Below are 22,301 nucleotides of genomic sequence, written 5' to 3'. Positions count from 1 at the left end.
TGGGGTCACTTCACAACGGATCGTCCGGCACGTACCTGCCGGTGGAGGGAGCAACACAACATGGCAACAGTGACGTTCGAGAAGGCACAACGCTGGTACCCCGGGGCCGACAAGGCCGCCGTCCCCGGCATCGACCTGGAGATCAAGGACGGCGAGTTCATGGTCCTCGTCGGCCCGTCCGGGTGCGGCAAGTCGACGACCCTGCGGATGCTCGCCGGGCTCGAGGAGGTCAACGACGGCAAGATCTTCATCGGCGACCGCGACATCACCAAGCTGCCGCCCAAGGACCGCGACATCGCGATGGTGTTCCAGAACTACGCGCTCTACCCCCACATGTCGGTCGCCGACAACATGGGGTTCGCGCTCAAGATGGCCAAGGTCCCCGACGCCGAGCGCAAGAAGCGTGTCGCCGAGGCGGCCCGCATCCTGGGGTTGGAGGAGTACCTCGAGCGCAAGCCCAAGGCCCTCTCCGGTGGCCAGCGCCAGCGCGTCGCGATGGGCCGCGCGATCGTCCGGAGCCCGCAGGTCTTCTGCATGGACGAGCCGCTGTCCAACCTCGACGCCAAGATGCGCGTGCAGACCCGCACCGACATCGCCAAGCTGCAGGCCGACCTCGGGGTCACGACGGTCTACGTCACCCACGACCAGGTCGAGGCCATGACGATGGGCGACCGGGTCGCGGTGATGAAGGACGGCCTGCTCCAGCAGGTCGACACCCCGCTCGGTCTCTACGACCGGCCGGTCAACCTCTTCGTCGCCGGCTTCATCGGCTCCCCGCAGATGAACCTGCTCGAGGCCACCGCCGTCAACGGCCGTGCCCAGATCGGCGACTACGTCGTCCCGGTCGACGACACCGCCGCGCAGAAGATGAGCGGCAACATCACCGTCGGCGTGCGCCCCGAGTCGTGGCGCATCGTCTCGGCCGAGGACGGCGGTCTCCCCGTCCGGGTCACCGTCGTCGAGGAGCTCGGCGCCGACGGCTTCGTCTACGGCTCGTCCGGGGTCGAGGGCACGCCCGCCAACATCATCGTGCGGGTCAACGGCCGCGACAAGGTCCACAAGGGCGACACGATCCACGTGACGACCGACCCGGCCCAGGTCCACGTGTTCGACACCGACACCGGGGCCCGCCTGTCGCAGTAGCGGGAGCGCTGACCCGTCGTAGATCTACGACGGGTCAGCGTCCTTCTCAGGCTCAGGCTCAGGCTCAGGCTCGGGGGAGGGCGCGGCGCGTGTTGGCCGTGATCGCCTGCACGAACGTCTCGAAGAGCTGGGGCGGCAGGTCGTGGCCCATGCCGTCGACGAGCAGCAGGTCGGCGCCCGGGACGGCCGATGCGGTCGCGCGGCCGCCGGAGACATGGACCATCTTGTCGGCGAGCCCGTGCACCACGACGGTGGGCACCTGGAGCCCGCGCAGCCGCGGCGTACGGTCCGTGGTGCTGACGATCGCCGCCATCTGACGGGTCAGCCCCGCCAGCGACACGCCGCGGTCGTAGGTCTCGGCCGCGCGCTGCTCGATGTCGTCCTGGGTCTTGGGATAGCCCGGCGAGCCGATCATCCTCCAGGTCGCGACGCTGGAGCGGATGTAGCCGTCGCGCCCGGGGCTGCTGGAGAGCAGGTTGCGGAACAGCACGGGGTGCTGCCAGCCGACGGTGCGGCGACCGGTCGTCGACATGATGCTCGCCAGCGAGCGGACCCGGCCGGGCTCCTGCAGGGCCATCGACTGCGCGATCATCCCGCCCATCGACACGCCGGCGACGTGCGCCGACTCGAGGCCGAGGTGGTCGAGCAGGCCGAAGGCGTCGCGCGCCATGTCGTCGAGGGAGTACGGCGCCCGCACCGGCAGGCCGGTGAACGCGCGCACCAGCATCCGACGCGTCACCCGGCCCTGGCCGCGGCTGGACCGGCCGGCGTCACGGTTGTCGAAGCGGACGACGTAGAACCCCTGGCGCGCCAGCATCTCGCACAGCTCGAGGTCCCACCACGTCATCGGCGCGCCGAGGCCCATCACCAGGAGCAGCGGCTCGTCCTCGCAGCTGCCGAAGGTCTGGTAGCACAGCTCGACGTCGGCGGAGACGGGCGCGAACAGCTCGTCGGAGGACGTCACGGGCTCGGATCGGGTCGGCACCCCTTCATTCAATCAGGCCTCTTACCTGCTGGGATCTCCCCCGAACAGACGAGTCGAGGTCGTAACGTGCGTCACATGAGTGACAGCCCGCTGGCCTCCTTCCTCCTCCCGGAGGGCTTCCGCCGGCCCTCCATGGCCGCCGTGCTGCACGAGACCAGCGTCGTCACCGAGGCCGGCCGCTACGCCGCCCGAGCCGCCGAGGAGCGGCGCTCACGCCGGGCTCGTCCCTACTCGGGCCGGTCGGTCGAGCGGGCCGTCGAGCCGGTCATCCTGGTGCCGGGCTTCATGGCCGGCGACGGCACCCTGTCGCTGATGGCACGTGCCCTGCGCGGTCGCGGCTTCCGCACCTACCGCTCTCACATCCACGCCAACGTCGGCTGCACGCTCAACGCGGCCGCCCAGCTCGAGTCGCGGCTCGAGGCGATCGCGCTGCGCCGCGGCACCCGGGTCCAGATCGTCGGCCACAGCCTCGGCGGCATGATCGCCCGCGGGGTCGCCGTACGCCGGCCCGACCTGGTCGCCGGCATCGTCACCATGGGCAGCCCGATGCTCGCCCCGGCCGCCCACCACGTCGCCCTGTCGTGGGGCGTCGACACCCTGGTCCGGCTCAGCAAGGCCGGCGTGCCCGGGCTGATGTCGGAGGAGTGCGTCGCGGGCTCCTGCGCCCGGCAGAGCTTCGACGAGAGTCGCTCACCGCTCTCGGCGTCGGTCGGCTTCACCGCGCTCTACTCCAAGCGCGACGGCATCGTCGACTGGCGCGCCTGCGTCGACCCGATCGCCGTCCCCGTCGAGGTCACCGCCTCCCACTGCGGCATGGCCCTCGACCCCCGCGTCATCGACCACGTCTCCGCCGCCCTCCACCGCCAGATGGACTCCCACCAGGAGGGCCTCCGCATCGCATGACCCGCCGACTCGGCGTACATGACGAGTCAGAAGAGCGCGAGTCGGCTCTGCTGCTGAGTCTCTGCGCCGACTCGCGCTGATCTGACTTCAACTCTGCGCCGACTCGGCGTACGTCGAGGGGTCAGGACCCGCCAAAGTCGATCGCGGCGAAGGGGCGGAGCTTCTCGAGGCGGTGCTCGGAGGTGATGGAGCGGATGGTGCCGGAGCGCGAGCGCATGACGAGGGAGTGGGTGGTGGCGCCGCCGGCGCGATAGCGGACGCCTCGGACCAGGTCGCCGTCGGTGATGCCGGTGGCGACGAAGAAGCAGTCGTCGCCGGTGACGAGGTCGTCGGTGGAGAGGACGGCGTCGGGGCCGATCTCGAGGCCCGCGGCGGCGGCCTTCTCGTGCTCGGCCTCGTCCTGGGGGACCAGGCGGCCCTGGATGACGCCGCCGGTGCACTTGAGCGCGCAGGCCGCGATGATGCCCTCGGGGGTGCCGCCGGTGCCGAGCAGCAGGTCGATGCCGGTGTCGGCACGGGCGGCCACGATGGCCCCGGCGACGTCGCCGTCGGTGATGAACTTGATCATCGCGCCGGTCGCCCGGATCTCCTCGGCGATGCCCTGGTGGCGCGGCCGGTCGAGCAGCATGACGGTGAGGTCGGAGGGCTTGGAGCCCTTGGCCTTGGCGACCTGGTGGATGTTCTCGGCGACCGGGAACCGCAGGTCGACGACGTCGGCGGCCTCGGGGCCGGTGACGAGCTTCTCCATGTAGAAGACGGCCGAGGGGTCGTACATCGAGCCGCGCGGGGCGACGGCGAGCACCGACACGGCGTTGGTCATACCCTTGGCGGTCAGCGTGGTGCCGTCGATCGGGTCGACCGCGACGTCGCACTCGGGGCCGGTGCCGTCGCCGACCTCCTCGCCGTTGTAGAGCATCGGGGCGTTGTCCTTCTCGCCCTCGCCGATGACCACGGTGCCGCGCATCTGGATGGTCGAGATCATGATGCGCATCGCGTTGACCGCGACGCCGTCGGCGCCGTTCTTGTCGCCGCGGCCGACCCAGCGGCCGGCGGCCATGGCGGCGGCCTCGGTCACCCGGACCAGCTCGAGGGCGAGGTTGCGGTCGGGGGAGGTGGGGGCGACTTCGAACTGCGGGGGTACGGCGCTCGGGCTCATAGGCCGGATGTTATCCGCCGCCGGACGGGCGCCGGTTCACGCCACGAGGTGGAGCACGGTCACGGCCGCGACCAGGCTCACCGGGGTCAGCAGCAGCGAGACCCGGTGGAACTCGACTAGCGACGTGGTGCGGGCGTCGGACTGCCCGTCGGCCCGGAGCGTACGACGCCACAACAGGTTGGCCAGCGACCCCGACAGCGTCAGCCCGGAGCCCACGTTGAGCCCGACCAGGGCGGCGAGCACCGCCACGTCGCCGAGCGGCGCGACCAGGGGGACGAGCAGCAGGGTCGCCGAGAGGTTGGTCAGCGCGTTGGCGAGGACGGTCGCGAGGAGCGCGATCCCGAGCAGGGCGGCGTACGACGTCCCGTCGGGCACCACGTCGGCGACGGCATCGCCGAGGAACCCGTCGGAGAGGGCCGCGACCACGACCCCGAGCGCCAGCACGAGGAGGGCGAACTCGGGATGGGCGGCGGCGACGGCGTCGCCGAGCCCCAGCAGGCCCCGGTGCCGCGCCCAGACGACCAGCACGACGGCCGCCGCGGCGGCGACCCAGACCGGGTCGACGTCGAGCGGGGAGGTGACCGCGAAGCCGGCCAGCATCAGCCCGACGACGACGGTCGGCACGACCGGCAGCGGCACGGCCGGCGTCGGGTCGGGGCGTGCGGTGACGGTCAGGTCGCGGCGGAAGAGCAGGCGGAGCCCGGCGTACTCCACGACGAGCACCACGACCAGGACCGGCGCCATCGTGGCCGCGAACCCGGCGAAGGTCAGCCCGAGCGACGGCAGTGCGAGGAGGTTGGTGAGGTTGGAGACCGGCAGCAGCAGCGACGCGGAGTTGGCCATCCGCAGGCAGGCGTAGGCCGCCGGCCGACCCGGTACACCGGACCCGGCGGCCGCCGCGACGACCACGGGCGTCAGCAGCACGACGGTGGCGTCGAGGCTGAGCACCGCCGTGACGGCCGCCGCCAGCAGGAAGGCGACCGTGAGCAGCCGGACCGCGCTGCCCCCGCGGAGCAGCCCGCCCCCCGCCTGGAACAGCCCGGCCCGGTCGCAGACCTGCGCCACGACGAGGATCGCGACCAGGAACCCGACCACGGGCGCCAGCTCGAGCACCGTCTCGCGCGCGTGGTCGAGACCGACCAGGCCCGTGGCGACCACGACGAGGGTCGCGCCGACCGAGACCAGCGCCTCGACCCGGCGGCGCGGGTGGCGGTAGGCCACGACCAGCAGCGCCACCAGCGCCGCGACCGCGAGGAGATCGACCACCGGCACCGGACGAACCTACCCACCACGGGGGTGTCGGGCCGCGGGGTGCCGCCTGGGAGGATGGCGGGGTGAGTGAGCAGGGTGGGCCGTCCGGACAGGCCGGGCGCTACAACCGCTCCTTCGAGGGCCTGATCGGCGCGATGATCGTGATCGTCCTGGTCGTGGTGGGGTTCGTCGTCTATCGCAGCATCTTCAGCGACCCGCCGGTGCAGCCGATCCCCGACGTCGACTACCGCGCCCAGGTGCTCGACCTGCAGGTCAACGGGCTCGACGACGTCGTCTATCCGGCCGACCTGCCCGACGGGTGGCGCTCGACCGAGGTGCGCTTCAAGCCGGGCCAGGACCAGCGGCTCGAGATCAACTTCTTCACCGACGACAAGGACTTCGTCGGCCTGCGCCAGGTCGACGAGGACGTCGAGGACCTGCTCGAGGAGTCGGGCGTGGAGGACGCCGCCGAGGAGGACCCGCTCACCGGGGACGCCGCCGGCTCGGTCGCCGACCGCTGGGACGGCTGGAGCGACGAGGACGGCGACCACGCCTACAGCGCCGAGGTCGGCAGCCAGACGGTGCTCGTCTACGGCTCCGTGTCGGCGGGCGACCTGGCCGACCTCGTCGGCCGCCTCACCACCGACGCGCTGCCTAGCCCGTCGGCGTCGTCGTCTCCTTCGTGATCACCGCGTCGAGGCGCTGACGCGCCCCGTCGAGCCAGTCCTGGCAGGTCGTGGCGAGCGCCTCGCCCCGCTCCCAGAGCGCGAGCGACTCCTCGAGCGTCGTGCCGCCGGCCTCGAGGCGGCGCACGACGTCGATGAGCTCCTCGCGGGCCTCTTCGTAGGTCTGCCCCGCGTCGGGGGGATCGGTCTGGTCAGGCATCGGGCTCCTTGTGGGTGGAGGTGACGTCGGCGTGGATGCGGCCGTCGGCGACCCGGACGCTCACGGCGGCCCCGGCGTGGGTCGCACCGACCGAGGTGACGACGTGGCCGTCGGCATCCTGGAGGACGGCGTAGCCGCGCTCGAGTGTGGCGAGCGGGGACAGGGCGCGGGCCCGGGCGCGCTGGTGGCCGATGTCGTCGGCGGCCCGGTCGAGCTGGTGGCCCAGGCACCGCCGGGCGCGCTCGCGCAGCTGGGCGAGCTCGTCGGTGCGGCGGTCGACGAGGGTGCGCGGGTCGGCGAGGGCCGGCCGGGAGCGGAGGGCGTCGAGCCCGGTCTGCTCGCGGGCGACGGTGGTGAGCACCAGGGAGCGGAGCCGCTCGCGGGCCGACGCGACGGCGAAGGCCTCGGCCGCGACGTCGGGCACGACGAGCTTGGCGGCGTCGGTCGGCGTGGACGCGCGGACGTCGGCGACGAGGTCGAGCAGCGGCTGGTCGGGCTCGTGGCCGATCGCCGACACGACGGGCGTGCGGACCCCGGCGACCGCGCGGAGCAGCCCCTCGTCGCTGAAGGGCAGCAGGTCCTCGACGGACCCGCCGCCGCGCGCGATGATGACGACGTCGACCTGGTCGTCGCGGTCGAGCCGGGCCAGCGCCTCCATCACCTCGCCGGCGGCACGGGAGCCCTGCATGGTCGCGTGGGCCACGGTGAACTCGGCCGCAGGCCACCGCCGGCGCGCGTTGTCGAGCACGTCGCGCTCGGCCGCCGACCTGGGCGCGGTCACCAGGCCGATGCGCCGCGGCAGGAACGGCAGGCGGCGCTTGAGCGCCTGGTCGAAGAGCCCCTCCGCCGCCAGCAGCTGACGCCGACGCTCGATCTGGGCCAGCAGCTCGCCGAGGCCGACCATCCGGATCTCGCGGGCCTGCAGCGACAGGGTGCCGCGGTTGGCGTAGTAGGACGGCTTGGCGTGCAGCAGCACGCTCGCGCCCTCGACCAGCGGCGGGTTCATCGAGTCGACCAGCGTGCGGGTGGCGGTGACCGGCACCGAGATGTCGGCGACCGAGTCGCGCAGGGTGAGGAACACCGTCTGCAGCCCCGGCCGCTTGCTCAGCTGGGCGATCTGGCCCTCGACCCAGATCGCGCCGAGGCGGTCGACCCAGCCCGAGATCGCGAGCGCCACCTGCCGGACGGGTGCCGGCTGCTCGGGGGACGTCTCGAGTGCCATGCGCGCGAGGCTACTGGTCGCCGCCGACAGCCCCGTCGGCCCCGACAGACCCGACGGACCACGACCGCTCGAGCAGCCGGACGGCCTCGGGGAGCGTCAGGCCGAGCCGACGCGCGGTGGCGGCGTACTCCTCGGCCATCTCGGTCGCGTCGCCCGGGACGGTCGTGGCGGCGATCGACGTGCCGCGCCGGCCCTCGGTGACGACGACGCCGTCGGACTCGAGCTCGGTGTAGACGCGCTGCACGGTCCGCACCCCGATGCCGAGGTCGAGCGCCAGCTGCCGCACCGTCGGGAGACGCGTGCCCGCCGGCAGGTCACCGGTGGCGGCGCGGCTCGCGACCTGCGCGCGCAGCTGTTCATAGAGCGGGGTCGCGGAGTCGGCGTCGAGGGGGTGGATCGTCACCCTCGCACGGTAGAGGGTGTATGACGTGGTGATGCCCTACGCACTCGTGATCGGTGAGTCCCTGGTCGACGTGGTGACCGACGCCGACGGCGTGACCGTCGAGCGCCCCGGCGGCAGCGCCGCCAACGTCGCCGTCGCGCTGGCGCGGCTCGGTCGGGCGGTCCAGTTCGTGACGTCGTACGCCGACGACGAGCGCGGCCGGGCCATCGCCGCGCACCTGGCCGGGTCCGGGGTCGTGCTCGCGACCGACCCGCACGTGCTGGCGCGCACCTCGTCGGCCGCGGCGACGATCGGGCCCGACGGGTCGGCGACCTACGTCTTCGACCTCGACTGGCGGATCGGGCCGGTCGACCTCGACGCGACCCCCGCCTACGTCCACGTCTGCTCGATCGGCGCGGTCCTCGAGCCGGGTGCCGACGACGTGCTCGCCCTGCTCGACCGGCTCCTCGAGCTGCCGTCGCCGCCCACGGTGACCTACGACGTCAACGCGCGCCCGGCCATCACGGGCACCGGCCCGGAGGTGGTGGGTCGCGTCGAGTCCGTCTGCCGCCGGGCCCACGTGGTCAAGGCCAGCGACGAGGACCTCGCCGCCCTCTACCCCTCCCTCGGCCTCGACGAGGCGGCCACCCACCTGCGCGGCCTCGGCCCACGGGCCGTCGTCGTCACGCGCGGCGAGGAGGGCGCCACCTGGTACGCCGACCACGAGACGGTCGTCGGACGCGCGACCGCCACCACCGTCGTCGACACCATCGGCGCCGGCGACACCTTCTCGGCCGCCACCATCGACGCCCTCTGGGACGGCCTCGACCCCGCCGCCACCGTCGCCCACGCCGCCCGCGCCGCGGCGGTCACCGTGTCGCGTCCGGGCGCCGACCCGCCCACGCGAGCCGACCTGCGATAGTCCCGGGCGAAGTGGCCCCCCAAGACACGTCTCAGGGGCCATTTCGCCCGGGACTACCGGTCAGGGCGCCAGCCAGGTGTGCACCAGCGGCACCACGCTCGCGCCCTCGCCGGACGCGGAGGCGACCCGCTTCATCGAGCCCGCGCGGATGTCGCCCACGGCGAAGACGCCGGGCACGGTGGTGGCCAGGTTGGCCGGGGGCAGGCCGTCGGCCCAGGAGGCCGGCGGGACGTCGCGGCCGGTGAGCACGAAGCCGTGCGAGTCGCGGGCGACGTGGCCCGGCAGCCAGTCGCAGTGGGGCTCGGCGCCGAGGAGCAGGAAGAGCCCCTGGGCCTCACGACGCGCGACGGACCCCGACTCGACGTCGCGGACGTCGAGCCACTCGAGCCGGCCCTCGCCGCCGCCGTCGACGACCTCGGCGCAGGTCTCCACCTTGATGCGCGGGTTGTAGGCGATCTCGTTGATCAGGTACTGCGACATCGTCGCCTCGAGCGAGGGGCGGCGCACCATGATCGTGACCGAGGCGGCGAACTTCGCCAGGTGGATGGCGGCCTGCCCGGCCGAGTTGCCACCACCGACGACCACGACGTCGTAGCCCTCGGTCTCGCGCGCCGCCGACATCGCCGAGCCGTAGGTGACGCCGAGACCGACGAGCGCCTCGACGCCCTCGCAGCCGAGCTTGCGGTAGGCGACGCCGGTCGCGATCACGACCGAGCGCGCCTCGACCACGCCGCCCTCGGTGACCAGCAGGTGGTGGCCCTCGGGGCTCAGCTCGAGCGCGTCGACCTCCCAGCCGGTGAAGAACTGCACGCCGAAGCGGATCGCCTGGTTGCGGGCGCGCTGCGCCAGCCGCATCCCGGAGATGCCGCGCGGGAAGCCCAGGTAGTTGCGGATCATCGAGCTCGTCCCGGCCTGGCCGCCGATCGCCTCGGCCTCGAGGACGACGGTCGAGAGGCCCTCGCTGCCGCCGTAGACCGCGGCGGCGAGGCCGGCCGGCCCGGCGCCGACGATGGCGAGGTCGACCACGCCCTCGATCGTGAAGTCACCGGGCGCGCCGTAGATCTGGGTCGCGACCTCGCGCACCGTCGAGGGGGCGTACGCCGGGCGGCCCATCGTGCGCAGCAGCGGCCAGGTGACGGTGCCGCCGGCCGCCTCGAACTCCTCGACGACCTCCCGGCCCTGCTCGGTGTCGGGGGTGTAGACGCGCGTGGGCATGCCCATCCGCTCGGTGAACTCGCGGACCGCGGTGGTGAGCGGGTGTCCCGGCGGCGACACGATCCGCACGGTCTCGACCTCGGGCATGGCGACGGTCTGGCCCCAGTCGGACAGCAGTTCGGTGATCGCGCCGTGGAACTCCTCGTCGCGCACCCCGCGCGGCATCAGCAGGTAGGCGTCGTACTTGCCCTTGGCCATGCCCGCGCGCAGCTCGGCGGCGTGGACGAGGAACCGCTCGTACGGCGCCGCGATGACCCGGCGCGCGGTCGGGACCTTGGCCCGCCAGTGGTGGAAGGCCATCAGGGGCTCGGCGTCGGGCAGGTCGCCGTCCTGGACCATCAGGGCGACCGTGCCGCCCTCGGCCTTGACGTCGAGGATCACCTGCACCGCCTCGGCGCTGGAGCCGGCGGTGCGCAGGTCGTAGTCGCGGGCGTAGCGGCCGAACTCGTCGAGCAGGAACTCGGCGTGCTTGGCCGAGACGAGGAGGATCGTGGGGTCTGGCACGCCTCCAACCCTAGGAGCCGAACGTTTCCTACACGAGTCCCTTGCGGCCGACCGCCTCTCCCCGCCACAGCAGCAGCCGCAGGAACGACCGCGCCAACGCCCGGGTCACAGGATCAGCACCAGCAGGACGATCGCGGCGGTCAGGGCCAGTGACACGAGCAGCGAGCCGGCACAGCCGAGCCGGTTGCTGAAGAAGAGGAACATGTCTCGACGGTTCCCCGCGCCGACCGGGCGGACCCAGCCCGTGGGGGTGACGGGGTGGTGACCTGGGTCTCGTCGGCGCTGCGGGAGGATGGCGGGGTGCGCCTGCGGATCGACCTTGCCTACGACGGCACCGGCTTCCACGGGTGGGCGACCCAGCCGGGGCTGCGCACCGTCCAGGGCGAGCTGACCGCGGCCCTCGCCACCGTGCTGCGCACCCCCGACGTCCAGGTCGTCTGCGCCGGCCGGACCGACGCCGGGGTCCACGCCCGGGGCCAGGTCGTGCACACCGACGTGGCGGAGGACGGGCTGCCCGAGGGGGTCGACCGGCTGGCCCGGCGGCTCAACGGGGTGCTTCCCGCCGACGTGCGTGTACGCCGGGTGGCCGCGGCGGCCGAGGGGTTCGACGCGCGCTTCGGTGCGCTCTGGCGGCGCTACGCCTACCGCGTCGCCGACGCGGTCGAGCTCGCGGACCCGCTGACCCGCGCGCACGTGCTCGCCTGGCCGCGCCCCCTCGACCTCGACCTGATGAACGAGGCGTCGGCCCTGCTGGTCGGGCAGCACGACTTCGCGTCGTTCTGCAAGCAGCGCGAGGGCGCGACGACGATCCGGACCCTTCTCGAGCTGTCCTGGGCCCGCGACGACGCCGGGGTGGCGACCGCGACCGTCAAGGCCGACGCGTTCTGCCACTCGATGGTCCGCTCGCTCGTCGGGTGCCTGCTGGCCGTGGGGGAGGGACGTCGTCCAGTGGCCTGGGCGGGCGAGATCCTGCGCGCCGAGCGCCGCGACGCGGGCGTCGCGGTCGTCCACGCCCACGGCCTCACGCTCGAGGAGGTCGCCTACCCGGCCGACATCGAGCTGGCTGTACGCGCCGTGCAGACGATGGCCCGCCGGGTGGCCGAGGAGGCACGTCATGACTGAGCCGGGGACCGAGCCAGGGACCGAGCCAGAGCCCGAGCACTACTTCACCGCCGACCCGTCGGTGCCGTTCAAGCGCGCGCCGGTCGAGACCGAGGTGTGGGGCCGTCGGTTGTCGCTCGTGTCGGGCTCGGGCGTCTTCGCCCAGGGCCGGGTCGACATCGGCACCTCGATCCTCTTCCGCGAGACCGCGCCGCCGTCGGGGATCGGGTCGGTCCTCGACCTCGGCTGCGGCTACGGCGTCATCGGGCTCGCCCTCGCGTCGGTCGTGCCGGGACTGCGGGTCACCGCGGTCGACGTCAACGCGCGCGCGGTGCTGCTGGCGCGCGAGAACGCCGCCGCCCTCGGGCTCATCGACCGGTTCACCGCCGCGACGCCCGCGGAGGTCGACGCCGCGGCGACCTGGGACGAGATCTGGTCCAACCCGCCGATCCGGATCGGCAAGGCCGCGCTGCACGAGCTGCTCCTCACCTGGTTGCCGCGCCTCGCCCCGGGCGGTCGCGCCGTGATGGTGGTCGGCAAGAACCTCGGCGCCGACTCCCTCCAGCGCTGGCTCGGCGAGCAGGGCTACCCGACCGAGCGGCTCGCCAGCGCCAAGGGCTTCCGGGTGCTCGAGTCGCGCAAAGCCTGACGCGGCCACCGCCCGTTCGACAGAATGTCCCGGTGAAGGGACGACCGGTGGCGCTGCTCGCGTCCCTCCTCGGGCCGCTGCGACCGCTCGTGCCGCTGGTGTCGCGCCGCGACAGCCGGGCCGACAGCCGGGCCGACGCCGACGAGGCCCGTGCCGAGACCCACGTCGCCGTCCGCGACCGCGAGGTCGCCGTCTCGGCCCGGCTCGAGGCCGAGGCCGCGACCCGACGCGTGATCGACCAGTCGCCGGACGCCTACGTCTCGGTCGACGAGCAGGGCGGCCTGACCGAGTGGAACCCCGCGGCCGAGGAGATCTTCGGGTGGACCCGCGACGAGGTCCTCGGACTCGACGTCGGCGAGCTGCTGCTCAGCTCGGCCCGCGCCGACCTGCACCGGCGCCAGGTCGCCGACTTCCGCGCCACCCGCACGTCGACGATCATCGGCCGCCACCCCGACGTACCGATGTCGGCCCGCGACGGCCGGCTGCTCCGCATCGACTGCGTCGTGTGGTCGGTCGCCGACGAGCACGGCCGCACGTCGCTCCACACGTTCATGACCGACGTGACCGACCGCCAGGCGGCGGCCGACGACCTGCGCCGCGCCGACGACGACCTCAGCACCTTCTCCGCCGCCATGGCCCACGACCTCCGGGTGCCGCTGACGGTCATCAAGGGCTACGCCGAGCTGCTCGCCCACGAGGTCGAGCCGGAGGGCCTGCCGTCGACCGACTGGGTCGAGCGGCTCGACGCCGCGGCCGACCGCGGGGTGGCCCTGATCGACGACATCCTGCGCTACCTCGGCGTCGGCCGCGTGCTGGCCACCCGGGAGCCCGTCGACCTGACGACGCTGGTCGAGCAGGTCGTCGCCGAGCACCTGGGCGCGACCGACCGCGACACCGACATCCGGGTGGAGCCGCTGCCCCCGGTCACCGGCGACGAGCGCCTGCTGTCGCAGCTGTTCGGCAACCTGGTGGGCAACGCGCTCAAGTACGTGCCCGCCGACCGTCGGGTCGAGGTGGTCGTCGACGCCGTCGTCGACGCGCCCGGCTGCGTCGTGGTCCGGGTCGCCGACAACGGCGACACCCTCGACGCGGACGACCGCGACCGGATCTTCTCGATGTTCGACCGGGGCTCCTCGGCCGACCCGGCGGTCGCGGGCTCGGGGGTCGGGCTCGCGGTGTCGCGCCGCATCGCCGAGCTCCACGGCGGCGACGTCACGGTCGAGGCGGTGCCCGGGGGCGGGACCCGCTTCTGCGTGCGGCTGTCGGCCTGACGCCGACGCCCGGGGACGTGCCCGGGGACGTGCCCGGGGACGGGACGCGACACCCGCCGGACACCTCCGCGTCGTACGGTTCGGCCATGGCCGACCGCCACGACGTCCACCCGCACCACCTGCTCCGCGCGGTGCTGGGCGACCAGATGGTGCGCGACGTGCTGGTCGAGCTCGGGGCCGACCCCGACGAGGTGCGGGTGACCCTCGACCGCGAGTGGCTGGCGGCGGCCGACACGATCGCGCTCGAGGAGATCGAGTCCGTGGGGATCGGGCTGGCGACGGTGCTGACGGCGGTCAACCCGCCGTTCGACGACCCGCCCGACTGGGAGGGGCGGCGCATCACCGAGCCGACCCGGGAGCTGCTGGTCCGGGCCCTGGGGGTCCGGGGGATCACCCAGGGCGCGCGCGTCGGCAGCGGGCACCTGCTGCTCGCGCTGATGAGCAGCAAGGACCACATCGTCGCCGCGACGTTCCGTACCCACGGCCTGCACAGCCGTGGGGCGCGGACGGTCGTGGAGCGGTGGAGCCGCCGGGCCCCCTAGGACACGCGCTAGCCGAGGGGCACGGCGGTGAGCGTGCCGGCCGTCTCGTCGCCGCCGGCCAGGCCGACGACGTACATCAGGGCCCCGTCGGGGGTGATGGTGACGTTGCGGGGGGAGTCGCCGGCGCCGTCGAGCGCGCTGACCGTGAGGTCGGTCGTGTCGATCGCGGCAACCACGCCGTTGCCGTAGTCGGGGACGTAGGCCGTGGCGCCGTCGGGGCTGAACGACACGATGGTGCCCGGCTCGCCCTCGAGGTCGACGGTGTCGACGAGCTCGCCGGTGTCGAGGTCGACCACCCAGATGACGCCGCCGGCCGGGTCGGGGATCCAGCCCCGGTTGCTGCCGGGCTGCTGGCGGACCTTGCCGGTGGTCTCGCCCGGGAGCGAGTACGTCGGGCCGGGGGTGTCGTCGGCGCCGTCCTGGCCGCGCTCGACGACCTGCAGCAGCCCGCCGTCGAGGGTGACGTAGACCTTGCTGCCGTCCTCGCTCACCTGCAGCCCGTTGGGGCTGGCGTCGACCGGGACCTCGGCGACGGTCTCGAGGTCGGGCAGGACCCGGAAGATCGAGCCGCTCCCGTTGTCGGGGGTGTACGCCGTCCCGTCGGGTGCGAGCTGGACGAGGCCCGGGGAGCTGCCCAGCGCGAACGAGGTGAGGACGTCGTAGGACTGGGCGTCGAGGAGCACGAGCTGCCCGTCGCGCTGGGGCACGAAGAGGACGGTGCCGTCGTCGCTGAGCCGCAGCGGGTTGGGGACGTTCTCGAGCGGGATCCGGAAGAGCTCGTTCCCGGCGTCGACCACCGAGATCTCGTTGCCGCCACACGGGATGTAGGCGACGCCGCCGCCGGGGGCGACGGCCGCGCCGGCGTTGGGGGCGTCGCAGACGTCGAAGCTGGTGGTGTCGCCGGTGGCGCGGTCGACGACGGTGACCGTGTCGGAGTCGGTGTTGGCGACGTAGATCGGGCCGGCGCCGTCGGGTGCGAGGCTGGCGAGGCGCGGTGTGGCCCCGACCTCGGTCGTCGTGAAGCCCGGCCCCGCCTCGGGTTCCGTGGGCCCGGACGACCCCTGGCTCGACCCGGGCGGGTCGGTGGCCGGGTCGTCGGCGGTGTCGTCACCGCCGCCGTCGCTCTGGAGCAGCACGACGCCCACGACGGCGCCGGCGAGCAGCACGACCGCCGCGGCGACGAGGGCGATGCGCCGGCCGCGGCCGGGCTCCTGGGGTGCCTGGCCGGGGGGCGGACCGGCGGGCGGGGTCGGGGTGGAGGGGCCGGACGGGTGGGAGGGGTGGGACGGGTGGGAGGGGTGGGACGGGCTGGACGGGTAGGACGGGTGCAGGTCGGGTCCGCCGTAGCGCGTCGGGGCCGCGTGGGCCGCGGTGTCGAGCCCGGCGCGCGGTGCGAGGCCGGACTGCGCCTGGGTCGGGGGCGCCGGGTCGGGCAGCAGGACGGCGCCGGTCTCGGGGAGCAGCTCCGGCCCGCCGAGCGCGCGGTCCATCTCGACGGCGACCTCGGCCGCGGTCGGACGGGCGGTGGGGTCGGTCGCGAGCATCCGGTGGACGAGGGCGGTGCAGGCGCCGGCCCGGGTGGCGGGTGGGGCGTCCTCGCGGACGAGCCGCGCGACGATCGCGGGCACGTCGGCGCCGGGGGCGACGAAGGGCGGGTGGCCCTCGACCGCGGCGAAGAACGTCGCGCCGAGCGACCAGACGTCGCTGGCGGCCGACATGGGCTCCTGCCGGGCGGCCTCCGGGGGCAGGAAGGCGAGGGTGCCGATCATCTCGCCGGCGCGGGTGATGGCGACGTCCTCGGTGCCGCGCGCGATGCCGAAGTCGGCGAGGTGGCCGCGGCCCTCGGGGTCGACGAGCACGTTGCCCGGCTTGACGTCGCGGTGCAGGACGCCGGCCGCGTGCGCGGCGGCGAGCGCGCCGGCGGTGTCGGCGACGACCCGGGCCACGCTGCGCCAGTCGGCGGTGCGCTCGCGGGCGAGGCGGTCGGCGAGCGACTCGCCGTCGACGTACTCGAGGATCAGGTGGGGACGGCCCTCGACGCGGACCAGGTCGTAGAGCGTGACGATCGCGGGGTGCTTGAGCCGGGCGACGACGCGGGCCTCGCGCATCATCCGCTCGACGAGCTCGGCGTCCATCCCGGTCGGGGTGTCGAATCGCAGCCGCTTCACGGCCACGTGGCGGCCGAGGTCGACGTCCTCGGCGAGCCAGACGTCGCCCATGCCGCCCTGCCCCAGCGGCCGGACCCGTCGGTAGCGTCCGGCGAGCAGGTCGTCCGCGTCGGTCATGCTCGGCAGGATAAGGGGCGCCCGGCCCCGGCGGCAGACACCGTCCGGGCCTGTCCGTGGGGCCTGTTCTCGGGCACGACCTAGCGGCGGGTGACCGTGAGGCCCGCGATGTTGCCCTGCAGCAGGGTCCCGTCGGCCAGGATCGAGCCGACCATCTGCAGCGTGTCGGCGGTCGGGCCGTTGCCGATCCGCGACCGGCTCACCACGCGGCCGTCGCGGGGCGAGATGCGCACCAGGTCGTAGGCGAGCGACGCGCTGCGGGTGACGGTGTGGATGACGCCCTCGGCGGTCGAGAGCCGCGGCACCGCCGACGACCGGGTCCGGGTGCGCCACACCGACCGGCAGCCGCGCCTGGTCAGGTCGACCCGCTCGAGCCCGCCGACGAACGGCGCCGACGCGGGGTCGGACGTGCCCGTCGTGCCGGCGGGGTAGGGGTAGCCGTAGGTGCTGGCGACGTAGATCGAGCGCCGGAAGGCGATGGGGGAGTTCTCGCTGCCGCTGTTGTCGCGGGCGAGGACGGGCAGCGAGCAGCGCAGGGCGCCGGTGCTGGTGCGATAGACGAGCACGCGGCTGCGCGGGCGGGCGTTGTCGGTGATCGCGACGAACTCGTGGCCGGTGCGTGGCCCGAAGAACGTCGGCGTGGCGCCGCTGCCCTGGGTGAGCTGGCCGGGCTTGCGCGCCGAGCCCCGGTCGTAGCCGCGCCTCCAGAGCTGGCGCACGCGCCCACGCCCGTCCGCGCGCAGCAGGTAGGTCGCGCGGTCGGTCGTGACCACCGTGCCGTCGGGCGCCGTCGAGATGCTGTTGCCGATCAGCTCCTGGCGGCTGCCGAGGCGTCGTACGACGACCCGACCGGTGCGCGGGTCGGCGTAGCCGGCCGCGGCGTGGGCCGTGGCGAACCAGATCCGCCCGTCGTAGCCGGGCGCGACCGAGACGAGGGAGTCGCAGCTCGTGCTGCCGCAGAGCCGGCTGATCGCCCGGGTGAACGGGATCCGGCGCTGCACGAAGAGCCGGTCGGTGCCGGCGGGTCCGTTCTCGTCGTGCGCCACCAGGACGATCGCGCCGGAGCCGTCGACGGTGACCAGGCGGTCACGGTGGTCGACGTAGGCGTAGACGCCTCCCAGCAGGGCGCCGGCCTGCAGGTGGAGGCGGGCGAGCGGGAGGTAGGTGGTGGGGTCGAGGAGGTAGACCGACGGGGCGCGGTCGGCGTACTCCGTGCAGAGCGCGAGCGGGACGCCGTCGCGGCCGGCGAGGATCGTCGGGCAGACGCCGGGGAGCACGACGTGCTGCACGGCCTGCGGGGTCGCGCCGGGACCGCGCAGCGGCGTCGTGTCCGACGACCCGGGGTCGCCGTGCATGGTGGCCGTGCCGGCCGGGCCCGACCAGCGGTTGCGTGGCAGCTCGCCGCGACGGCGGGGCGGGTCCTGGTGGCGCTGGGAGGCCTGGCCGGTGCTGGTCGCCGTGCTGGCGGGGCTGGCGGGGGTGGGGGCGGCGAGTGCCGTGAGGACAAGGACGGCTCCGACGATGACGACCCAGACTCGTGTAAGCACAGTGAGACGGTACGAATTGGGCGCGGTGCGGGCCAATCGGGGCGCTCGCTGGTCCAGACCTGCGGGCCATGGCGGTGGCCCGGATCCTGTGCGAGGGTCTCTCCCCATGACGACTCGGTGGGCCGGAGTGGCCGCGATCGTGCTCCTCGCGGGACTGGCCGGGTGCGGCGGGTCCGACGACGCGGGCGACTCGGGCGGCTCGGGTGGCTCGGGCGGCTCCGGTGGGACGACCGACACGCCCGCGATCGTGCCGACCGACCTCAACGAGGCCACGTCCGGCGACGACGACCTCGACGGCGAGGCCGACGAGGGCGCGGCGCTGACGGCCGAGGAGTTCTGCGGGTTCCTGGCCGACGAGACGCCGGAGGTCATCGACCTGACGCCGGCGGAGTACGCCGCGGCGACCTTCGGCACCGCGCTCTTCGCCTTCTACTCCGACAAGGGGCTGCTCACCGACATCGACGGCGCCGACATGGACGCGCTCGCCGCCGCGGGCTGCCCGGACGCGGCCGCCGAGCTCCTGGCGGTGCTGGGCGCCGGGAGCTTCGCCGAGCTGCTGTCGAGCTAGCGGGTCACATCCCGCACATCCACCAGTCGTCGCCGAGCGCGACGGGGTCCTGGCAGATCATGCCGGACATGTCGGTGCCGGCGGGCGAGCCGTCGGGTGCGTGGAAGTAGCCGCCGGCGTCGTCGGGGATGCCCTGCCACTGCGGGAAGAACAGCATCGAGCCGCGCGCCTGCACCCGCCCGGTGACCGACAGCGGACGCCAGAGCATCGGGAGCAGCGCACCGTCATAGCTGTTGTCGGGCTCGAGGTCTTCGACCGCCTGCTCGTAGAGCGAGCGGTGGGAGTCGAACCACGCCTCGGGCGCGACGCTGCACCAGTTGAGCAGCCCCGCCGCCAGCACGACCGTGAGGCCCGTCGTCGTCGCCGTCACCCACCGTCGACCGCCGACCAGGCCGAGCACGAACCCCGCCGACACCAGGCAGAACCAGCTCACGACGCTCGCCGCCAGCCCGACGTAGGTCCCGACGAACGGCAGCGGCAGCAGGACCGTGACGATCGCGAGCGCCCACACCAGCACCGTCCCGGCCAGCGCCCAGGCCAGCCTGAGCGTCCCGGGACGGGTGCGCGGCGGACGGGTCTCGTCGAGCGTCGTCATGACCGGCCGTCGCGGGGACCGAAGGCCTCGAGGGCGTCCTTGTCGCTCGCCGTGGCGCGGACGTAGGTGTCGGCCCACGCCTGGCGCCCGGGGTAGGACGAGCCCGCCACCACCCGGCGTACGGCGTCGTCGACGTCGACCTCGACCCGGCGCAACGAGACGTCGCCGTCGCGGAGCAAGGCCCAGTGGCCGCCGGGGCGACCGTAGGGCATGCCGATGCTGCCGGGGTTGACGACGACGCGGCGGTCGACGAGGCGCACGAACGGCATGTGGGTGTGGCCGCAGACGACCGTACGGACCTCGTCGGGCAGGCCGGCGAAGGCCTCGGCCCACTTCTCCAGGCGGGTGTCGACCAGCACGACCTCGTCGTCGTCGCGCGGGGTGCCGTGGCAGAAGACGACCGGGCCGAACCCGCGCACGTCGAGGGTGACCGGGTGCGGCATCTGGGCCAGCAGGCGGAGGTGGTGCTCGGACAGCTGGGCCGCGGCCCAGGCGTCGACCTCGTGGGGCTCGCCCGCTGCCAGCTGCTCGCCACGGCCGAGCGCGAGGAGGTCGCGGTCGGCGTTGCCGCGGACGAGGACGACGTCGGGCCGGCTGGCCAGCAGGTCGAGCACCTCGACCGGCTGAGGACCCGCCGCGTGGTCGCCGCAGACGACGACGACGTCGGCGCTGCGCACGTCGGGCTCGGCCAGCACGGCCTCGAGGACGGGCAGCACGCCGTGCACGTCGGAGAGGACGGCGACGGAGTCGGCGGCAGGGTTCACGGCCGTGCTCAGACGAATGCGTTGATGCCGGTCTCGGCCCGTCCGATGAGCAGCTTCTGGATCTGGCTGGTGCCTTCGTAGAGGGTCATCACGCGGGCGTCCCGGAGGTACTTGGCGGCCGGGTACTCGTCGACGTAGCCGGCGCCGCCGTGGATCTGGATGGCGAGGTTGGCGGCGCGCACGGCGGCCTCCGAGGCGAACAGCTTGGCCTTGGACGCGGCGACGCCGAACGGCTCGTGCCGGTCGACGAGGTCGGCGCACATCCAGACGAGGAGCCGCGCCGCGTCGGCGTCGAGGCTGATGTCGGCGATCATGTCCTGCACGAGCTGGAAGCCGGCGATGGGGCGGCCGAACTGGGTGCGGTTCTTGGCGTAGTCGACCGACGTCTCGAGGCAGCCCTGGACGATGCCGACGCAGCCCGCGGCGACGGCCAGCCGGCCCTTGTCGAGCGTGGACATCGCGACCTTGAAGCCGCGGCCCTCGCCCTCGGCGCCGCCGAGCATCGCGGAGGCCGGCACGCGGACCTCGTCGAGGAACAGCTCGGCCGTGGCCTGGCCGCGCAGCCCGAGCTTGCCCTTGATCTCGCGGGCCTCGAAGCCCTCTGCGTCGGTCGGGACGAGGAACGCGCTCACCCCCCGCGCGCCGCTGTCGGGGGCGCCGGTGCGCGCGAAGACCAGCGCGACGTCGGCCCAGGTGCCGTTGGTGATGAAGAGCTTCTGGCCGGAGATGACGTAGTCGCCTCCGTCCTTGACCGCCTTCGACGTCAGGTTGCCGGCGTCGGAGCCGGTGCCGGGCTCGGTCAGCCCGAAGCAGCCGAGCTTCTCCGCCGTCGCGATCTGCGGCAGCCACTCCTGCTTCTGCTCCTCGGTGCCGTGGAACAGGATGGACTTCCCGACCAGCCCGCTGCTCACGGAGACGATGCCCCGCAGCGCCGAGTCGGCCCGCCCGAGCTCCTCCATCGCCAGCGCGTAGGTCACGTAGTCGCCGCCGAGCCCGCCGTACTCCTCGGGGATGGTGAGCCCGAAGAACCCGAGCTCGGCCATCTTGGGCACGATCGCGAGGTCGACGGACTCGTCACGGTCCCACTGGGTGCGGTGGGGAATCGCTTCCTTCTCGAGGAAGTCGCGCGCTGCTTGGCGGAAGGCCTGCTGCTCGTCGCTGAGGGAGAGGTCCATGGTGCGACTTTCTCACGCCGCCGGTCGGCTGCGCGTCACCCTCACTCGCAGCCGTAGCCGTCGTTGTCGGCGTCGAGGTCGTAGATGTCGCTGCCGACGACGGTCGCGGTGCCGTAGAGGTACGACGGGCCGTTGCCGCTGCCTCCACCGCAGTCGACGTCGCTGTCGATCGGCACGCACGCGCCGGAGTAGTTGGGGTCGCAGTCGTCCTGCGGCGCCGCCACCGGCGCGGGCCGGGGCTTCGGCTCGGGCGGCGGGTCGACGTGGGTGCCGCGCAGGACCACTCGGGTCACCGGCCGGCGCGCCACCATCGTGCGGACCCGCTGCCGGCCGACGGGCCTGCCGTCGCGCAGCTTGACCCGGAAGACGAGCACCCTCACGCCGGCCCGACCCGCCCGCGCCAGCCGGGTCACCCCGCGGTCGAGGTCCCCGGTCATCCGGACGGTCCGCTCGAACGGAAGCCGCTGACGCTGGCGCACCGTCCGGTAGGTGATCGTCGGTGCCTTCGGCTCCGGACTGCTGATGGGCGTCTCCGACGTCTCCGGCGTGGCTGGTGTCGTCGTCGAGGCAACGGCCTGGCCCGGGGCGTCCGGTACGCCGGCGCGCCCGGTGACAGGCGTGGCGCAGCCGGTCAGCACGACGGCCAGGAGCGCGACGACGACCGGCAGCCGCCGGAGGGTCTGGTGGGTGGTCACGCCGGCACCGTAGGCGCGCCCGGACCCTCTTCGCGGCCGAACGACTCAGGCCCACCCAGGTGGGTGTCTCGGCATGGTCACGACGGGTGGTGTGCGGTGGTCGAGCCGGTCGAGACTCCCGCAGCCGGACCGTCGGCTCGATCACCGTGAGGACACGCTGACCCGTCACGTTTGTGCGACGGGTCAGCGGTACGTCAGTGCACTCAGGCCCACCACACGGTGGTCGAGTCGCGGGGACGAAGTCACCGCGCGTCGAGACCTCCGCAGCGGGTACGCCGGACCGGGCCCACATGGTCGTCGAGGCTCGCCCAGCTCCAGGGTCGGGTCGGGTCGGGTGGGCCGCTGGCGGGGATCTCGACACGCTGGGCCGTAGCCGGCCCGTCGGCTGGATCACCGTGGGGAGTCGCTGACCCGTCGCGTTTGTGCGACGGGTCAGCGGTACGTCAGTGCACTCAGGCCCACCACACGGTGGTCGAGCCGCGGGGACGAAGTCACCGCGCGTCGAGACCTCCGCAGCCGGTACGCCGGACTGGGCCACGGA

General features: G+C 73.7%; 22 protein-coding genes. 9 read left to right on the top strand and 13 right to left on the bottom strand.

Going from position 1 to position 22,301, the window contains the following annotated elements:
- The first annotated feature begins 60 nt into the window (after positions 1-60).
- Positions 61-1,143, top strand: a complete 1,083-nt coding sequence (locus Q7T52_RS12680; RefSeq protein WP_304803020.1) for an ABC transporter ATP-binding protein — start codon at positions 61-63, stop codon at positions 1,141-1,143.
- A gap of 64 nt (positions 1,144-1,207) precedes the next feature.
- Here the strand turns inward: Q7T52_RS12680 and Q7T52_RS12675 are convergent, their stop codons facing one another.
- Positions 1,208-2,128 (bottom strand): alpha/beta fold hydrolase, encoded by a 921-nt coding sequence (locus Q7T52_RS12675; protein ID WP_304803018.1) that lies wholly within the window; start codon positions 2,126-2,128, stop codon positions 1,208-1,210.
- 75 nt (positions 2,129-2,203) lie between these two features.
- Between Q7T52_RS12675 and Q7T52_RS12670 the strand changes: the two genes are divergently transcribed.
- Positions 2,204-3,031, top strand: coding sequence for a triacylglycerol lipase (locus Q7T52_RS12670; RefSeq protein ID WP_304803016.1), 828 nt, complete (start codon positions 2,204-2,206; stop codon positions 3,029-3,031).
- Between the two features lie 121 nt (positions 3,032-3,152).
- Here the strand turns inward: Q7T52_RS12670 and glpX are convergent, their stop codons facing one another.
- Together glpX and Q7T52_RS12660 are read right to left on the bottom strand one after the other, a co-directional pair.
- Positions 3,153-4,187 carry a class II fructose-bisphosphatase gene (gene glpX, locus Q7T52_RS12665; RefSeq protein WP_304803014.1) on the bottom strand — a complete coding sequence of 345 codons (1,035 nt, stop codon included), beginning with the start codon at positions 4,185-4,187 and terminating at the stop codon, positions 3,153-3,155.
- Positions 4,188-4,223: 36 nt separating this feature from the next.
- Positions 4,224-5,459, bottom strand: coding sequence for an SLC13 family permease (locus Q7T52_RS12660; protein ID WP_304803012.1), 1,236 nt, complete (start codon positions 5,457-5,459; stop codon positions 4,224-4,226).
- A gap of 62 nt (positions 5,460-5,521) precedes the next feature.
- Between Q7T52_RS12660 and Q7T52_RS12655 the strand changes: the two genes are divergently transcribed.
- A complete protein-coding gene (locus Q7T52_RS12655; RefSeq protein WP_304803010.1) occupies positions 5,522-6,124 on the top strand; it encodes a DUF4245 family protein in 603 nt (200 codons plus the stop codon).
- Here the strand turns inward: Q7T52_RS12655 and Q7T52_RS12650 are convergent.
- From Q7T52_RS12650 to Q7T52_RS12640, 3 genes are read right to left on the bottom strand one after another with little or no spacing between them, the layout of a single operon-like run.
- Entirely contained in the window at positions 6,093-6,323 is a 231-nt protein-coding gene (locus Q7T52_RS12650; protein WP_304803008.1) for an exodeoxyribonuclease VII small subunit, read from the bottom strand. The genes Q7T52_RS12655 and Q7T52_RS12650 overlap by 32 nt on opposite strands.
- Positions 6,316-7,545 carry an exodeoxyribonuclease VII large subunit gene (gene xseA / locus Q7T52_RS12645; RefSeq protein ID WP_304803006.1) on the bottom strand — a complete coding sequence of 410 codons (1,230 nt, stop codon included), beginning with the start codon at positions 7,543-7,545 and terminating at the stop codon, positions 6,316-6,318. Before xseA ends, Q7T52_RS12650 begins: the two co-directional genes overlap by 8 nt.
- A gap of 10 nt (positions 7,546-7,555) precedes the next feature.
- Complete coding sequence (locus Q7T52_RS12640) at positions 7,556-7,948, bottom strand: GntR family transcriptional regulator (protein WP_304803004.1); 393 nt, start codon at positions 7,946-7,948, stop codon at positions 7,556-7,558.
- Positions 7,949-7,979: 31 nt separating this feature from the next.
- On the opposite strand from Q7T52_RS12640, the gene Q7T52_RS12635 reads away from it, so the two are divergent.
- Entirely contained in the window at positions 7,980-8,849 is an 870-nt protein-coding gene (locus Q7T52_RS12635; protein ID WP_304803002.1) for a PfkB family carbohydrate kinase, read from the top strand.
- A gap of 60 nt (positions 8,850-8,909) precedes the next feature.
- On the opposite strand, the gene Q7T52_RS12630 is transcribed toward Q7T52_RS12635, so the two are convergent.
- A complete protein-coding gene (locus Q7T52_RS12630) occupies positions 8,910-10,568 on the bottom strand; it encodes an FAD-dependent oxidoreductase (protein WP_304803000.1) in 1,659 nt (552 codons plus the stop codon).
- 300 nt (positions 10,569-10,868) lie between these two features.
- On the opposite strand from Q7T52_RS12630, the gene truA reads away from it, so the two are divergent.
- The 4 genes from truA to Q7T52_RS12610 all read left to right on the top strand — a co-directional run bounded on the left by truA (position 10,869) and on the right by Q7T52_RS12610 (position 14,131).
- Entirely contained in the window at positions 10,869-11,690 is an 822-nt protein-coding gene (gene truA / locus Q7T52_RS12625; protein ID WP_304802998.1) for a tRNA pseudouridine(38-40) synthase TruA, read from the top strand.
- The gene (locus tag Q7T52_RS12620; protein ID WP_304802996.1) at positions 11,683-12,318 is read left to right on the top strand and encodes a class I SAM-dependent methyltransferase; all 636 of its coding nucleotides are present in this window, start codon (positions 11,683-11,685) and stop codon (positions 12,316-12,318) included. The genes truA and Q7T52_RS12620 overlap by 8 nt, the downstream gene beginning before the upstream one ends.
- A 32-nt stretch (positions 12,319-12,350) precedes the next feature.
- A complete protein-coding gene (locus tag Q7T52_RS12615; protein ID WP_304802994.1) occupies positions 12,351-13,589 on the top strand; it encodes a nitrogen regulation protein NR(II) in 1,239 nt (412 codons plus the stop codon).
- Positions 13,590-13,675: 86 nt separating this feature from the next.
- Positions 13,676-14,131 carry a Clp protease N-terminal domain-containing protein gene (locus Q7T52_RS12610; RefSeq protein WP_304802992.1) on the top strand — a complete coding sequence of 152 codons (456 nt, stop codon included), beginning with the start codon at positions 13,676-13,678 and terminating at the stop codon, positions 14,129-14,131.
- An 8-nt stretch (positions 14,132-14,139) separates the two neighbouring features.
- Here the strand turns inward: Q7T52_RS12610 and Q7T52_RS12605 are convergent, their stop codons facing one another.
- On the bottom strand, positions 14,140-16,416 hold the full coding sequence (locus Q7T52_RS12605) for a serine/threonine-protein kinase (protein WP_304802990.1): 2,277 nt from the start codon (positions 16,414-16,416) through the stop codon (positions 14,140-14,142).
- A gap of 80 nt (positions 16,417-16,496) precedes the next feature.
- Positions 16,497-17,963: a hypothetical protein gene (locus Q7T52_RS12600; RefSeq protein ID WP_304802988.1), complete on the bottom strand. Its 1,467-nt coding sequence runs from the start codon at positions 17,961-17,963 to the stop codon at positions 16,497-16,499.
- A 106-nt stretch (positions 17,964-18,069) separates the two neighbouring features.
- On the opposite strand from Q7T52_RS12600, the gene Q7T52_RS12595 reads away from it, so the two are divergent.
- Positions 18,070-18,531, top strand: coding sequence for a hypothetical protein (locus Q7T52_RS12595; RefSeq protein WP_304802986.1), 462 nt, complete (start codon positions 18,070-18,072; stop codon positions 18,529-18,531).
- Between the two features lie 4 nt (positions 18,532-18,535).
- On the opposite strand, the gene Q7T52_RS12590 is transcribed toward Q7T52_RS12595, so the two are convergent.
- From Q7T52_RS12590 to Q7T52_RS12575, 4 genes are read right to left on the bottom strand one after another with little or no spacing between them, the layout of a single operon-like run.
- Positions 18,536-19,126 (bottom strand): hypothetical protein, encoded by a 591-nt coding sequence (locus tag Q7T52_RS12590; protein WP_304802984.1) that lies wholly within the window; start codon positions 19,124-19,126, stop codon positions 18,536-18,538.
- A complete protein-coding gene (locus Q7T52_RS12585) occupies positions 19,123-19,890 on the bottom strand; it encodes a metallophosphoesterase (protein WP_304802982.1) in 768 nt (255 codons plus the stop codon). The genes Q7T52_RS12590 and Q7T52_RS12585 overlap by 4 nt, the downstream gene beginning before the upstream one ends.
- Positions 19,891-19,898: 8 nt before the next feature.
- Positions 19,899-21,065, bottom strand: a complete 1,167-nt coding sequence (locus tag Q7T52_RS12580; protein WP_304802980.1) for an acyl-CoA dehydrogenase family protein — start codon at positions 21,063-21,065, stop codon at positions 19,899-19,901.
- A gap of 41 nt (positions 21,066-21,106) precedes the next feature.
- Entirely contained in the window at positions 21,107-21,760 is a 654-nt protein-coding gene (locus tag Q7T52_RS12575; RefSeq protein WP_304802979.1) for a G5 domain-containing protein, read from the bottom strand.
- Positions 21,761-22,301: the final 541 nt, after the last annotated feature.

Origin of the sequence: Nocardioides sp. (assembly GCF_030655615.1) — a bacterium.
GTDB lineage: Bacteria > Actinomycetota > Actinomycetes > Propionibacteriales > Nocardioidaceae > Nocardioides.
The sequence above is the reverse complement of the archived record's forward strand: the minus strand, read 5'-3'. Positions and strand labels throughout refer to the sequence as shown.